General features: G+C 66.8%; 16 protein-coding genes. 4 read left to right on the top strand and 12 right to left on the bottom strand.

All coding sequences use genetic code 11. From position 1 onward, the window contains the following. Positions 1-2: 2 nt before the first annotated feature. Together AA983_RS03885 and AA983_RS03890 are read right to left on the bottom strand one after the other, a co-directional pair. Positions 3-1,643 (bottom strand): cation acetate symporter, encoded by a 1,641-nt coding sequence (locus AA983_RS03885; RefSeq protein WP_047310806.1) that lies wholly within the window; start codon positions 1,641-1,643, stop codon positions 3-5. Then, positions 1,643-1,987, bottom strand: coding sequence for a DUF485 domain-containing protein (locus tag AA983_RS03890; RefSeq protein ID WP_047310807.1), 345 nt, complete (start codon positions 1,985-1,987; stop codon positions 1,643-1,645). The genes AA983_RS03885 and AA983_RS03890 overlap by 1 nt, the downstream gene beginning before the upstream one ends. A gap of 334 nt (positions 1,988-2,321) precedes the next feature. On the opposite strand from AA983_RS03890, the gene AA983_RS14620 reads away from it, so the two are divergent. From AA983_RS14620 to AA983_RS03905, 3 genes are read left to right on the top strand one after another with little or no spacing between them, the layout of a single operon-like run. Beyond that, positions 2,322-3,095 (top strand): trans-aconitate 2-methyltransferase, encoded by a 774-nt coding sequence (locus AA983_RS14620; RefSeq protein ID WP_052946835.1) that lies wholly within the window; start codon positions 2,322-2,324, stop codon positions 3,093-3,095. Continuing rightward, positions 3,092-4,264, top strand: a complete 1,173-nt coding sequence (locus AA983_RS03900; RefSeq protein ID WP_047310808.1) for a sensor histidine kinase — start codon at positions 3,092-3,094, stop codon at positions 4,262-4,264. The genes AA983_RS14620 and AA983_RS03900 overlap by 4 nt, the downstream gene beginning before the upstream one ends. Beyond that, entirely contained in the window at positions 4,261-4,896 is a 636-nt protein-coding gene (locus AA983_RS03905; protein WP_047310809.1) for a response regulator transcription factor, read from the top strand. Before AA983_RS03900 ends, AA983_RS03905 begins: the two co-directional genes overlap by 4 nt. Here AA983_RS03905 and AA983_RS03910 read toward each other — a convergent pair. The 9 genes from AA983_RS03910 to AA983_RS15410 all read right to left on the bottom strand — a co-directional run bounded on the left by AA983_RS03910 (position 4,893) and on the right by AA983_RS15410 (position 11,333). Next, complete coding sequence (locus AA983_RS03910) at positions 4,893-5,288, bottom strand: CPBP family intramembrane glutamic endopeptidase (protein ID WP_047310810.1); 396 nt, start codon at positions 5,286-5,288, stop codon at positions 4,893-4,895. The two genes, AA983_RS03905 and AA983_RS03910, sit on opposite strands and share 4 nt — an antisense overlap. 122 nt (positions 5,289-5,410) lie before the next feature. Beyond that, a complete protein-coding gene (locus tag AA983_RS03915; protein WP_047310811.1) occupies positions 5,411-6,244 on the bottom strand; it encodes a SagB/ThcOx family dehydrogenase in 834 nt (277 codons plus the stop codon). Positions 6,245-6,254: 10 nt separating this feature from the next. Further along, positions 6,255-7,676: a YcaO-like family protein gene (locus tag AA983_RS03920; RefSeq protein ID WP_082128669.1), complete on the bottom strand. Its 1,422-nt coding sequence runs from the start codon at positions 7,674-7,676 to the stop codon at positions 6,255-6,257. Beyond that, on the bottom strand, positions 7,673-8,632 hold the full coding sequence (locus tag AA983_RS14625; protein ID WP_052946838.1) for a TOMM precursor leader peptide-binding protein: 960 nt from the start codon (positions 8,630-8,632) through the stop codon (positions 7,673-7,675). The genes AA983_RS03920 and AA983_RS14625 overlap by 4 nt, the downstream gene beginning before the upstream one ends. Beyond that, positions 8,629-8,808 (bottom strand): hypothetical protein, encoded by a 180-nt coding sequence (locus AA983_RS03930; protein WP_156170153.1) that lies wholly within the window; start codon positions 8,806-8,808, stop codon positions 8,629-8,631. Before AA983_RS03930 ends, AA983_RS14625 begins: the two co-directional genes overlap by 4 nt. An 11-nt stretch (positions 8,809-8,819) precedes the next feature. Further along, positions 8,820-9,479, bottom strand: coding sequence for a hypothetical protein (locus AA983_RS03935; protein WP_156170155.1), 660 nt, complete (start codon positions 9,477-9,479; stop codon positions 8,820-8,822). A gap of 39 nt (positions 9,480-9,518) precedes the next feature. Next, positions 9,519-10,319, bottom strand: a complete 801-nt coding sequence (locus AA983_RS03940) for an ABC transporter permease (protein WP_082128670.1) — start codon at positions 10,317-10,319, stop codon at positions 9,519-9,521. After that, a complete protein-coding gene (locus AA983_RS03945) occupies positions 10,316-11,080 on the bottom strand; it encodes an ABC transporter ATP-binding protein (RefSeq protein WP_052946839.1) in 765 nt (254 codons plus the stop codon). Before AA983_RS03945 ends, AA983_RS03940 begins: the two co-directional genes overlap by 4 nt. A 106-nt stretch (positions 11,081-11,186) precedes the next feature. After that, entirely contained in the window at positions 11,187-11,333 is a 147-nt protein-coding gene (locus AA983_RS15410; protein ID WP_156170157.1) for a hypothetical protein, read from the bottom strand. Positions 11,334-11,649: 316 nt separating this feature from the next. Here AA983_RS15410 and AA983_RS03950 point away from each other — a divergent pair, with 316 nt between their 5' ends. After that, a complete protein-coding gene (locus AA983_RS03950) occupies positions 11,650-12,333 on the top strand; it encodes a hypothetical protein (protein ID WP_047310815.1) in 684 nt (227 codons plus the stop codon). A 4-nt stretch (positions 12,334-12,337) separates the two neighbouring features. Here the strand turns inward: AA983_RS03950 and AA983_RS14630 are convergent, their stop codons facing one another. Beyond that, the gene (locus AA983_RS14630; protein WP_052946840.1) at positions 12,338-12,883 is read right to left on the bottom strand and encodes a TM2 domain-containing protein; all 546 of its coding nucleotides are present in this window, start codon (positions 12,881-12,883) and stop codon (positions 12,338-12,340) included. Between the last annotated feature and the right edge of the window lie 56 nt (positions 12,884-12,939).

Here is a 12,939-nt window from a genome sequence, read left to right on the forward strand (position 1 = left end):
GGTCAGTGGTCGATGGCCTCCGCGACGCCGTGCCCCGTGAGGGAACGCACCTCCATCTCGGCGTGCTTGGCCTCGTCGTACTCCTTCGATGTCAACGTGCCGATGATGCCGAGCGCGAAACCGACGGGAATGGAGATGAGACCGGGGTTGTCGAGCGGGAACCACTGGAAGTCGATGCTCTTGGGAAGCATCGCGAGGTTCTTGCCGGTGACCGGGTCGACCTTTCCGGAGACGACGGGCGAGAAGATGATGAGGCCGAGAGCGGTGCCGAGGCCGCCGTAGATCGACCACAGCGCGCCGCGCGTGTTGAACCGCTTCCAGAACAGCGAGTAGAGGATCGTCGGCAGGTTCGCGGACGCCGCGACGGCGAAGGCGAGGGCGACGAGGAACGCGACGTTCTGGTCCTTGGCGAGCATGCCGCCACCGACGGCGATGGCGCCACCGACGAGGGCTGCGATGCGGGCGACCTTGACCTCGTCCTCCTGCGACGCCTGGCCGCGCTTCCACACCTGGTTGTACAGGTCGTGGGCGAACGTGGCGGACGTCGTGATCGTCAGACCGGCGACGACGGCGAGGATCGTGGCGAACGCGATGCCGGAGACGATGCCGAGCAGCGGCGACCCACCGAGTTCATACGCGAGCAGCGGTGCGGCGGCGTTGGCCTTACCGGGTGCGGCGTTGATCTTCTCCGGGCCGACGAGGGCGCCGGCGCCGAAACCGATGACGAGCGTCAGCAGGTAGAAGCCACCGATGAGCCAGATGGCCCACTCGACGCTCTTACGGGCCTGGCGTGACGTCGGCACCGTGTAGAAGCGCTGAAGGACGTGGGGCAGACCGGCCGTACCGAGCACGAGCGCGAGCGACAGCGAGATGAAGTCGATCTTCGTCGTCGTGGTCTTGCCGTACTTGAGGCCCGGCTCAAGGAGCTTCTCGCCGGCCTTCGGGTTCTCCTTGACGGCGGCGTCGAAGAGGCCGGAGAGGCTGAAGCCGTACTTGCCGAGCACCCAGAAGGTCATGATCGCGGCGGCGGCGATGAGCAGCACGGCCTTGATCATCTGCACCCAGGTGGTGCCCTTCATTCCGCCGATCATGACGTACATGACCATGACGACGCCGACGACGGCGATGACGAGGTTCTGCGCTGCGCTGCCCGAGATACCGAGGAGCAGGCTGACGAGACCACCGGCACCGGCCATCTGCGCGAGCAGGTAGAAGAACGACACGGCGAGCGCCGACGACGCAGCGGCCATACGGACCGGGCGCTGCTTGAGGCGGTAGCTCAGGACGTCGGCCATCGTGAAGCGGCCGGTGTTGCGCATGAGCTCGGCGACGAGCAGGAGCGCAACCAGCCAGGCGACGAGGAAGCCGATGGAGTAGAGGAAGCCGTCGTATCCCTGCAGGGCGATGGCGCCGGCGATGCCGAGGAAGCTGGCTGCCGAGAGGTAGTCACCGGCGATGGCGATGCCGTTCTGCTTGCCCGAGAACGCGGCGCCACCGGTGTACATCTCTCCGGCGGTCTTCTTGCCGGCGGAGACCTTGATGACGATGCCGAGCGTCGCGACGACGAACAGCACGAAGATGCCGATGTTGAGCGCCGGGTTGCCGACCGTGTTGTCGGCCGCAGGCATGAGTGCGGTGAACATCAGTGGCTCGCCTCCCCGTCGAGTCGTGCTCCGACGGCGTCGGCGCGCGGGTCGAGCTCACGCCCGGCCCATCGTGAGTACGCGAGCGTGATCGCGAAGGTCGTGACGAACTGCCCGAGCCCCATGAGGAGGCCGATGTTGATGTTGCCGAACACCTTGGTACCCATGAAGCCGGGCGCGAAGATCGACAGCAGGACGTACACGAAGTACCAGACGAGGAAGAACGCCGTCACGGGGAAGACGAACTTGCGGAACGTCGTACGCAGATCCTGAAACTCCGCGCTCTGCTGCACGGCGAGGTATCGCCGCGCCGCGGCGTCGTGGTCGACGGGCTTGTCGACCACGGGTTCGGACGAACGATCCAGCTGCTCGTCCGGCTCATGTGGCGTACTCACGTGAGCCCCTTTCCCCCGGACGCCTCGGGCGCGGGAACGATGTGTTGTGAATCACACCTTGGCGTGTCGGACAAACCATACGGAGGACGGACTCACGTGAGGGTCGCATCGCGACCTACTTGCCAGTGTCAATCGGATTGTGATGTTCGGAGCCCGCCCTTGCCGGGGCGGCCCGGTCATGCGCGGCGGCGGCAACACGACGCTGCGGCAAGCCCTGCACTGCGGCGAATGCCTCCCCAATCCTGGCGGGCATCTGCGCCTGCTGCGCCAGTAGGCTGGGCACATGAGGACGGGGCGGGCACGACGAGCCCAACGGTGGTTCGCCGACGAGGAACGACGAAAGATCAGCACAACCTTCGACGATCGCGAGACCGAGCCGTCGAGGGTTCTCAACGCAGCCATCGCCCTGGCGCTCGCACCCGAGGCGCGGCGCGTCCTGGACGTCGGGTGCGGGGGTGGGGAGATGCTCGGTTCGATCCGCAGACTCGACGCGACCCTCCACCTCGTCGGCATCGACCCGGTCGAGAGCGCCGTCGCCGAGGCTCGCCGACGTTTCGGGGCTGACGCCCGCGCCACCTTTGCCGTCGCCGCCGCCGAAGACCTCGAGGATCTGGAGCATCCGGTCGACTTGGCCGTCAGCCACCTCAACCTGGGCTTGTGGAGTGAACCACTGCGTGGCCTGACCCGAGTCATGAGCCACCTCGCGCCGGGAGGCGTGCTCTTCGTCGTCGATGTCGCCGAGGCCCGGACGTCGGCCGACACGGAGGCGTTCCTCGCTCTTGCTCGCACCGACGACGAACGGGAGTACCTGAGCGACCAGCTCGCGGCTGGTTTCGAGCCCCGTCAACTCGAGGATCTCCTGCACGCTGCAGCCGACGAGGCCCGGCGAAAGGTTGATGTCCACGTCGGCCGGGGTGGCCTCGCAGGCTTCGCCTACGACGACGCGCGCGCGGGCGAACTCTTCGCCGCTTCGGCCGTTCGAGAAGCCCTACAAGCCTTCTCCTCCGGTGACTCCACGGCCAACGCGGTGGTGAGCGCGGTGGTCAACGTCCGATGACCGCCACACCCCACTTCCTCTCGACGCAGGATCTCGAACGATGGATCAAACTGCGTTCGGTCCTCCTCGTCCTTCTCACCGCTTTGGCGGTGTGGGAGGCGGGCTGGCCGATGGCGATCGCGCCCGTCTGCGGCGCGGCACTGTTCGCGCTCCTCGGCAGGGAAGGGGTTCCCCGGATTCCGGTGACGATCGCGGCCTTGGCGCTGATCGGGCTCGGCTCTCCCGTCGTCGCGCTGTTCCTGCCCGTCGCCGTCGCGGAGACCTTCTGGGCGTTGCCCCTGCGACAAGCCGTCGTCACGGTCACGGTGGTGTTCGGGGTCGCGTTGGTGTCCATCTTCACTCACGCCGCGTCACCTCACGCCTGGGCCCTCGCCCCGCTTGCTCTCGGTTACCTGCTCAGCATCGCCGCTGCGGTGTGGATCTCCCAGATCCTGGAGGTGACGAAGCAACGGACCGAAGCGCTCGAGGAGTTGCGACGCTCGCAGAAGGAACTGGCCGAGCTGAGTCGGATCGCGGGCATCGAAGCCGAACGTGCCCGCATTGCTCAGGAGGTGCACGACGGTGTAACGCAGCGTCTGGCGCTCATCCGAATGCTGCTCGACTCCGCGTCCGATGCCCGAACGGCGGCTGACGACGCCCGGCAGCGGACGCATCTGGCGTACGTCGAGTCGGGGGAAAGTCTCAAGGAACTTCGGTCGCTTCTCGCCCGAACGGACACCGACGAGGCTCCGGACAACGACGCGGAGTTCGCGCGAGGTGTCCGAGCGGCGGCGGCCAGCGTCACTGCAGCCTCCGGCCTGAGCGTCGAAACCGACTTCGCACAGTTCCGTCACGGTGAGGAACTCCCCCTTCGTCTGCGCAGCACGGCCACGGCCTTCATCCGAACAGCACTCACGAACACCGTCGAACACTCCGGAGCCGACCGAGCACGCATTACTGTGCTCAGCACCGCTGATCACATCGTGGTGCGCGTGGAGGACGACGGCGTCGGCATGCCACCCACCACCGTGGCGCGGCCGGGGCCGGGACACGGTTTCGGGCTACGCAGCAGCAGGGAGCGGATCGAAGGCCTCGGAGGCCGCCTCAGCATCGGGGAATCCACCGACGGCGGTGCCCTGGTCGAAGCCGAGTTCCCCCTCGTCGGCACGTCAGAATCGGAGCGCTCATGAGTGTGCGAGTCGTCATCGTCGACGATCACGGCTTCGTCTCGTCCGGCTTGGCACTGCTGTTGAACAGCGGCGACGCGGTCGAGGTGGTGGCCACCCTCGACGACCCCCGTGACGTGCCCGAGGCCCTCACCGCACATCGCCCCGATGTCCTGGTCACGGACATGGCGATGCCCCGGATGAGCGGTGACGAACTCATCGCGAGCCTCCGGGAACATCCGCACGCCCCGCCGGCGGTCGTTCTTTCCGCCCTCACCTCGTGCGAGGCGATCGCGGCGGCATTTCGCGCGGGTGCGGTCAACTACGTGTTCAAGGACGCACCCCTGGCGCAGATCGCCAAGGTTCTGGTGGACGCCGCAAACGGCACGTCGACCTATTCGCCGGAGGTCACGTCTGCACTTGCCACCCAGTTCGTTCACGAAGCGCCCGGCCCACCCGTCGAGCTCAGCAGCCGGGAACGCGAGATCCTCACCCTCGTCTCCAAGGGCCTGACCAACCGTCAGGTCTGCCGCACGCTCAGCATTTCCGAGGCGACGGTCAAGACCTATCTCTCGCGCTGCTACACCAAACTCGAGGTGAACGATCGGGCGTCGGCTGTGCGCGTCGCGCTCGAGAAGAACCTCCTCGACGACTAGGCCGGCCAGGCAGACGACGGTTCCGAGGCCAGGCCCTGGGCCTCGTGCCCGGTAGCACGACACCGCTCGAGCACGATGTTGTGGCCGGCATGAACGGCGATCGCCGCCGGAAGGCCCAACCGAGCAGCGAAGTGGAACACCGTCCCCGTCAGCAGGTGGTAAGGCCACCGACGCGGGTCCCGGGGGGCGTGCAGCAGCGCGAATGGCACCACTGCCCACAGACGGTGTCTGCGCCACAGCATCTCCTCGGCGACGGCGACCTGGGCGGTCGTGACTACCGCTGATTCTCGTCCGGGCCGCGCCCCCAGCTGAGCCATGGTGCCCATGCCGAGCCACCATCCCCCCTTGGCTCCCTCCCGCGATGCCATCCAGGCCAGGACGACGGTGGCCATGTCGTAGACGCGGCCACTGACGTGCGGATCACGCAGGCGCCGACCCCGTTCGCCAGCCGCTGCTCGCCTCAGTAGCCACGGCAGAGCGAAGTGGGCTGCCGTGGCGGCACCCCACGGCGGGGTCACTGGCCCCGACCGACCGGCACGAGGTACAGCGGAACCTCGTCGACACCGCAGAATCCCAGTGTGCCGTTGACCTCGTCGTCGCAGAATCCGCCCAGAGGACGGGCCGCCAAGTCCATGGCCGAAGCCGTGAGGAGCAAGGTCTGGCACAGATGGCCAGCCTCCATCAGAGCAAATCGCACAGCGCGGTGGCCGTACTTGAAGCGGGAGCGCCACGGCATCATCGACACCACGATCGTCACGGCTGCGTTGTCGATCATGTCCTCCTGCAGGGCAGCACGCGCCAGGGCTGCGTGATCCACCTCGCTGATTCTGGTGAGGCTCGCATTCCCGGCGTCGGGCATCTCGACGTGGAACAGGCCCGGTTCCAGTGCCTCAACTCGGCGAACCACCACCCACAGTTCGAGCGGAAACAGCGCCCCCGCCGACGGCGTGGCCCGTCGCGGCTGTGTGCCCGATGCCGGTCCGGTGCCGGGGCGCGGCTCCCACGCCAACCGCAATAGGGTGGCCAACTCCGTAAGAGTGAGTTCTTCGTCCGCGAACCCGTCCGCGCTGGAACGGCGATCCAGGGCGTCGGCAACGCTCGTCTCGACCTTCATCGGAGCAGGCAGTTCGGTCCTGGCGCGAGAGACGTGGCGCTGTCCGGCACGAGCGATGATCGGGTGCATCTCCGGGGTCGTCTGCAACATCCGGACACCCGGCGCGTCCCAACTCATCGCGTCACGCCGGATCTTCGTGGCCTCGACGAAGTCCTCTGCCGGGTCACCAGGCGCCGGCACTTCGCCGTAGACGACGTCAACGAGATTTGCTCCGTGAACGGAATCGGTGATCATGGCTTCCTCCTCAGGGAAACGGGTGCGGCCAGGGGTTGAGATCGTCGAACGTCAGCTTTCTGGGCGACAACCCGACCTCGAAGGCGCGCTCATAGAGCCGTCGGCCACCGAGCATGCGCCCCGCGTACCCCGAGTCAAGAGCGCTCAGCGCGGGTGCGATCACCTTCGCGACGACCAGGCCCGCCTCTCGAACGTCCGGGCTGGTGAGGTCACAGGCCGCGCACCGCACACCCTGATCACGCAGGCGCCGGGCGATCTCGTCGATCGCGCCGCCCGGTGAAGCGTCCGGAACGGCGGGGAGATCTTCGAGTCCGACACGCTCGGACGAAGCATCGAGAAAGGCCGCTGCGGCAATGCTCTTCGGGTGCAAGGACAGGCGCACGTGGTCGTCGAAATCCGCGACCTGTTCGAAGCCGGCGCCAGGATCGATCACTGCACCCTCACGCTGTTCTGCCTTGGACCACGTCCGCGTCTGGAAGGCCTCGATCATGGCCTTACGAGCTGCCGTCAACGCGGAGGTCGAGCAGGCGGCTCCGAGGGCCAGCGGAGCAACGTCATTGTGCGGATTGCGCACGAGCGCGAGAACCACAGGCACGTCGACGAGGCGGCTCAGATCGACGAGGGAGACAGCGAGTCCTGTGGGCTCGACGTGACGCGCCATGAACTCACGAAGGCTCGCAGACGAATCGGGGTCGATGAGGGGCAGGCTGTGACGCCCGTACCAGGTCGCCATGAAAGCGTCGCGTTCCACGACCTCGAGCAAGCCCGACAACACGGCTTCCTCCCAGGTACATCCACACGCCATGCCGTTACTCGTCGAGTAGCCGATGCGGTTGTCGTCGAGCGCGGTGTTGGCCAGGAACATCAGTTGAGCAGGCACCTCGAGGGGGCTGCCGACCGCGAGGTCGACACCACGCAACCACGCGAGGGAGGTCGACGCAGTGAAGGGCGAGTAGGCGAAGCCCTCGACCGTGAACTGTTCAGGCGCGAAAGGGGTGAACTCCTCGGGGCGAACGTGGTCCACACCTTCGGCGTCGAGCTGCGCACTGGTCGCCCGCCGCAGCGTCGTCGTGTCGATGTACGCCCCGCTGTAACGTTCAACCGTCTCCCCGATCGCGGCGGCACGCGCCTGCCGAGGGTCTGCCGCCCCGCCCCCGTTCAGTTCGTTGCATGCTGCTCCCAGGAGCCACCTCGAATCACAGGCCTGCGCTCCGACGCCCGACATCCGAATGTCGTCGACGTCGTGGAGCTGAGCGAACAGCCTGGACGTCAGCCCCACCAAGGGTGAGGCCAGATGATCGAGCCTGGCCCAACCGGCTTCTCGGTCGGTCCACCTGCTGGTCGGGTCGGGCCGTCGCGGCTCCCGCCGGGCGTCAGCGGCGTCGACTTCCGGCGAGGGGTCGGTATCCACACGCTGGAGAATGTCCGTCATTGCGAGACACCCCCGTGGTGCCACACCTGCGGAAGTCCGCGCTGGGCCGTGGGGGAACAGTCGGGGCAGCGCGGCACGCGCAGGACCTTGTGCTCCGTGACCTTGACGCCGGGGTGGCTCCTCTCCAGCGCGGCCAGCCCGCCGGGGCACGACATCGTCGAATGATCGCCCAGAGCAATGCGTTCGGTGACCTTCTCGACGGCGAGCGCGGCAACGAACCAACTCAATCCCACCATGTCGGTCGGCATGGGGCTCATCGCAACGGGCTCCGCCCCCGCCAGGTCTTCGATGACGCGTCGATCCGGGAAATTGGCCGCGCGCCTGAGCCGGTAGCACCGCAGGCAGGCAGACGAGTGAGGGCGAATGTACGGCCCGACGACAGAGTGGCCCGCATCGTCGAGGACGACCGGAAGCCACGGCAGGCCCGTCTCGAGGGCCCAGGTGTTGTGCTCCGTCAGAAGGACATCGTCCACGGAACCGGCGACCACGACGGCCGGAGCCACGGAGCCTTCGATCTGTGCGCAGGCGCGAGCCTCACGTCCGTCGTCCGTGACCCCCACCCCGCTGTCCTCGAGAATTGAGCGGACACGAGCCGCGAGCGGGTGCTTTCCGAGGACGGGGACGACAGATTCTCGAAGCGCCGCATCGACATCACGCAGAGGATGCACCTGGCCCGAACGCTGCCACAACAAACGAGCGCTGGGTGATGCCTGCGTCATCCCCTCCTCCACGCTGACGAGGCCGGATTCACGCAGCAGTTCGACGAGGGAGGACCATGCCGGCGAGTCCGTCGGCATGGTCGGCAGGACACCGTCGTCACTGCCCGCGAGCAGGGATTCAACGAGGTGGACCATGTCGTCGCCCGAGATGGTCCAAGCCTGGTCTCCCGACCGAACGACGAGCTTCTCACCATGGCGCAGTACGGACGTACCGGGCGCGAGCGTGGGGGCACTCATCGCGCGTCCTTCCGGGCGCCGAGGGCCGTGAAGACGAAGATTGCCAGGCCGAGCGCGAGTCCGATGCCGCCCGCCGTGAGTGCCTTTCCGACGTTTTCTGTCGTCATCCAGACGGCTCCCGCCCCGAGAAGGCTGAGCACGAGGGCAATAATGATCGGTCCGATGAACGTTTTCACGGTGTTCTCCTTCACTTCGAGGTGGTGTGGGGAGCGTGCCAACCGGTCGGCTCCCGCTTCAGAGCCTGGGTGAGGGTTCGGGCGCCGAGTTCGCTGTTCGACGCCGTCCGTCCGGCCCAGCGTTGATGACCGACGAAGACCGAAGCCGCCGAGCGGCCGAAGACGGCCGACAATCGATCGACAAGGACATTCGCCTCGACCGGGACAATCTGTGGTGCGCGAACGCCCATACGAGCCGCTCGCTGCACGAGCGCTTCGTCAGCCGTTCCCGCCGTTGCGCCCGCGAGGTCGAACACCGACCCATCGGGTGCGGATGCGCTCGCGCGCACGACCTCCAGCACGTCCTGGGCGCGCAACCAGGCGATCGGTTCGTCGCCGTAGGCGTGATGGACCGGCTGATGGGCGCGCAGTGGCTCGTCGTAAACGCTCAGGTCATCGAAGACCGGAGCGAGACGTAGGGTGATCGCTCGGCGCAGGAGCGAACGCGCCTCGTCCTCGCGGGCGGCGAGATCTCGTTCGTAGTCGCTGAGGTCACGTCGGCCGCAGAGACCGATGCTCGAGAGAAGAACCACACGTTCTCCGCTGGCGGCGGCCTCGTGCACGCCGGTGCGCCACTCCTCACCGATGCTCCACAGGTCGAGCACCTGACCGATGTCCACGCCTGAGTTCACTTCACGCAAACTCGCGCGCTGCGTTCGTAGCATCGAGTCTCACCTCCGCTTCATCGGCGCCCAGGTGAAGAGACGCACGGCCAGAGCACCCGCCACGAGTGCCCAGATGCCTCCCACCGCCACAGCCGCCAGCAGGTCGGTGGACGTCGCCGTACCGGCGTAGGCGTCGACGCCCAGTTCGACACTTCGCGTGAAGGGTAGGTAGCGAGCTACGTTCTCGAACCACTGCGGCGTCGAGTCGAGAGGGAAGAACACTCCGGAAGCGAGCATCAGGGGCAAGCCGATGGCGTTGGCGATCGGTGCGGCGGCCGTCTCACTGCGAATCATCACGGTGCACAGCACTCCGAGAGCGCTACCTACAGCCAATGTCAGGAGCACGGCCACGACGAGCATGCCCACCTGCTGAACCGCCGCGTCGTACACGATCAGACCGACGATCCCCAGCACCACGCAGGTCGTCAGCGCCACGAGCCCGGCCGCCACGATGCGTGAACCGAGGTACGAACTTCGAGGAAGTGGTGTGACGAGTACACGTTTCAGTTGCCCGTACTCGCGAAGGTAGGTGAGAGTCACCGCGAGATTCGTCAGTGTCCCCGAGGCAACCGCAAGCGCCATTGTGGCCGGCACGTAGTAGTCAGCCGCTTTCGCCGCGTCATCGCTCGTGGCGGCGAAGGCGACGAGGAAAAGCAGCGGTAGAGCCAGCGTGAAGAAGACTGCGGCGGGGTTGCGCAACTGCTGCAGGATGTCCCAGCGCAACTGCGAGACCATGCCCCCGAGCCCCGTCGGGACGTGGCGTTCCGCGCGCCTGTCCCGGGTACGTTCGGCTCCGTATGCACTCATCGCAATGCCTCCGTTCGGCGTGAGAGGTGAAGGTAGACGTCTTCGAATGTGGGCTCGGCCCCCCGGAAGCCCGTGACACCCTCACCGAAGTCTGCGGTCAGGGATCGGACGGTCCCTTCGGCGACGATTCGTCCAGCGCGAAGAACGGCCACGTGGTCAGCGAGTCGTTCCACCTCAGTCATGTCGTGACTCGTGAGCAGGATGCTCTGACCGCACTCGCGAAGGTCGAGCAACATGCTCCAGATCTCGCGTCGAGCGTCCGGGTCGAGGCCGGTCGTCGGTTCGTCCAGAAAGAGCACCTCGGGCCGACCGAGCATGGCGGCCGCGAGGTCGAGGCGACGGCGCTCACCACCGGAGAGCTTGTGCACCCTGCGATCGGCCACATGGGTCAGGCCCACTGATTCCAGTGCCGACTCACGAGACCTCGGCGTGCTGTACCAGGAACGCGACATGTCGATGAACTCGGCCACGCTCAGATCGGCGTCCAACCTGGTGTCCTGCAGCACCACTCCGATTCGGTCCCGCCACTCGGCGGGAGCACGCCACGGGTCACGACCGAGCACCTCGACCGTGCCGGCGTCCGGTCGAGCAAAACCTTCCAGCAGATCGACCAGCGTGGTCTTACCCGCTCCGTTCGGACCGAGCAGGGCGGTGATCCGACCGCGCGGGACGGTGAGCGTCACGTGGTCCAACGCGACCGTCCGCTCGTACTGCACGACGACATCCCGGACTTCGATGACAGGACGGTTGGGGGTGGTCATGGGCTCTCTCCTTCGACCGTGTTCTCGCCACGAGGGCGATGAGCTGGCGGGTGACGGTGGGGTGCCCGGAGGCCCGGGCCCCCCACCGTCACTCTGATGCCGAACGTCACATCTGGACGCAACCGACGCAGCACGTCGAGGAAGACGACGAACAGCGAGCCGCCGTCGGCTCGAAGAAGACGGCGGACGACCCGAAGGCTTCGACCTGAGCGTCAGAGACAGCGGACTCGATGGCGGTAGCGGTGAACTGCATGACTTCTCCTTCTGTGTGTGCACATGTGAGGCGTCATCCCCACAGCCAATGGCCTGAATGCCTCGGCACTGACAGCGTTACTCGCGAAATCCGCCGAATGAAGAGCTGGGGAGCGACAGGCGACCATCGGGGGACAGACATGTCCCCCACTTGGTGGACACGCCGCGTCCACCCGTCGGCGTACTCGCCGGTCAGCGCCCGTGGTTCCCCTCTTGCCCCTGGTCCCGCTCATGACGTTCGGAGCGGCCCCTCACCCGAACGCGACACGCCGAGCCTGGTTTGCACGAACATCCAGCGTTCGTAGACTCGGTGGTATATGGGTGAGGACGAGCCGTACTGGTACGACGACGAATACGACGATGAGTCCGAGAACGAAGAGGCTGATCGTTCCCGTCAGCGCGCCTTCGTCGGGGTCGTGACGGCGGCCGTCGTCGGCTCCGTGGCGCTCGTGGGGGCCACCCTCTTCGCGAAGCAGTTCGAGGATGGCCGCGACGGCGACGAACTGCCCGGCTCTGTGGCTTCCTCGACGTCTGAGCCGTCGAGCTCTTCCTCGTCGACGAGTTCGCCGAGTTCTTCGAGCAGTTCGCCGAGTTCTTCGAGCAGTACGAGTTCCTCGTCGACCTCTTCGGCAACCAGCTACGACTCGGCGGCGGCCAAGGCTGCCGCAGAGCGTGCAGCAGCCGCTGAACGCGCCCGCAAGGCAGCGGCAGCCCGCGCTGCAGCCGAGGCGCGGGCGTCGGCCTCCGCGAAGGCCAAGGCGAGTGCGTCGAAGAGCTCCAAGTCTTCCAGCGCGTCCAAGAGCTCGAGTTCGTCGAAGTCGAGTTCCAGCACGAGTTCGACCACGCCCAAGCCGACCTCGCCGAAGCCCACCACTCCCAAACCGACGACCCCGAAGCCTCCGTCTCCGACGAACACCTTCACCACTCAGCCGGAGCCGACGCCTCCGCCCGCGCCGTCGACCCCGCCTCCGGCCGCGCCGGAGGGCGCTCCCGCGTCATAACGCGTCAGGGGCCGAGCTTGCGGCCGTTGCCGTCGCGCACGGAGCCCGTCCACATGAGGATGGCGTCGACGAACGCCCACAGCGACAGGCCCATGAGGACGAGGAAGCCGATGCCGAAGATGAGCGTCACCATGCCGAAGAGCCACATGCCGAGCTGAATCGCGCCGACCGTCGTGTCACCGATGTAGAACCGCCCGACGCCGAGCCACCCGAGAAAGAACTGCAGAAGACCTGCGGCAACCTTCGACTTGTCCGACAGCGGCTCACCCGTGTACGGATCGACACGCCCCTGCCAGGGGCCGGCGAAACCGGCCGCGCCCGGCACGAAGCCCGGGGTCGGCTGGGCCCGGAACACATTGGGCGTCGCCTGCGGCGGGTACGGATACGGCTGATGGGCGGGGTAACCGTCCGCGTACGGAGTGGATCCGCTCGAATACCCGTACGGCGTCTGAGGCTGCGACGGCACCGGGCCCGACGACATGCGCGTGGGCTCGTCGTACACGGACCGGTCGTCGTCACAGCCGCTCGTCTCCCACCCCTGGTTGCTCATGCTTCATGCTGGCACACGCCGGTGACAAAGGGTCCGAAGTTGTCCACAGGGGATGA

The organism is Dermacoccus sp. PE3, assembly GCF_001021715.1.
Lineage (GTDB): Bacteria > Actinomycetota > Actinomycetes > Actinomycetales > Dermatophilaceae > Dermacoccus > Dermacoccus abyssi.

What these genes read in the sequence shown, in the direction of transcription:
- AA983_RS03885 (WP_047310806.1), bottom strand. Translation starts at nt 1,643, where the DNA reads ATGTTCACCGCACTCATGCCTGCGGCCGACAACACGGTCGGCAACCCG.
- AA983_RS14620 (WP_052946835.1), top strand. Translation starts at nt 2,322, where the DNA reads ATGAGGACGGGGCGGGCACGACGAGCCCAACGGTGGTTCGCCGACGAG.
- AA983_RS03900 (WP_047310808.1), top strand. Translation starts at nt 3,092, where the DNA reads ATGACCGCCACACCCCACTTCCTCTCGACGCAGGATCTCGAACGATGG.
- AA983_RS03905 (WP_047310809.1), top strand. Translation starts at nt 4,261, where the DNA reads ATGAGTGTGCGAGTCGTCATCGTCGACGATCACGGCTTCGTCTCGTCC.
- AA983_RS03910 (WP_047310810.1), bottom strand. Translation starts at nt 5,288, where the DNA reads ATGGCCACCGTCGTCCTGGCCTGGATGGCATCGCGGGAGGGAGCCAAG.
- AA983_RS03915 (WP_047310811.1), bottom strand. Translation starts at nt 6,244, where the DNA reads ATGATCACCGATTCCGTTCACGGAGCAAATCTCGTTGACGTCGTCTAC.
- AA983_RS03920 (WP_082128669.1), bottom strand. Translation starts at nt 7,676, where the DNA reads ATGACGGACATTCTCCAGCGTGTGGATACCGACCCCTCGCCGGAAGTC.
- AA983_RS14625 (WP_052946838.1), bottom strand. Translation starts at nt 8,632, where the DNA reads ATGAGTGCCCCCACGCTCGCGCCCGGTACGTCCGTACTGCGCCATGGT.
- AA983_RS03940 (WP_082128670.1), bottom strand. Translation starts at nt 10,319, where the DNA reads ATGAGTGCATACGGAGCCGAACGTACCCGGGACAGGCGCGCGGAACGC.
- AA983_RS03945 (WP_052946839.1), bottom strand. Translation starts at nt 11,080, where the DNA reads ATGACCACCCCCAACCGTCCTGTCATCGAAGTCCGGGATGTCGTCGTG.
- AA983_RS15410 (WP_156170157.1), bottom strand. Translation starts at nt 11,333, where the DNA reads ATGCAGTTCACCGCTACCGCCATCGAGTCCGCTGTCTCTGACGCTCAG.
- AA983_RS03950 (WP_047310815.1), top strand. Translation starts at nt 11,650, where the DNA reads ATGGGTGAGGACGAGCCGTACTGGTACGACGACGAATACGACGATGAG.
- AA983_RS14630 (WP_052946840.1), bottom strand. Translation starts at nt 12,883, where the DNA reads ATGAGCAACCAGGGGTGGGAGACGAGCGGCTGTGACGACGACCGGTCC.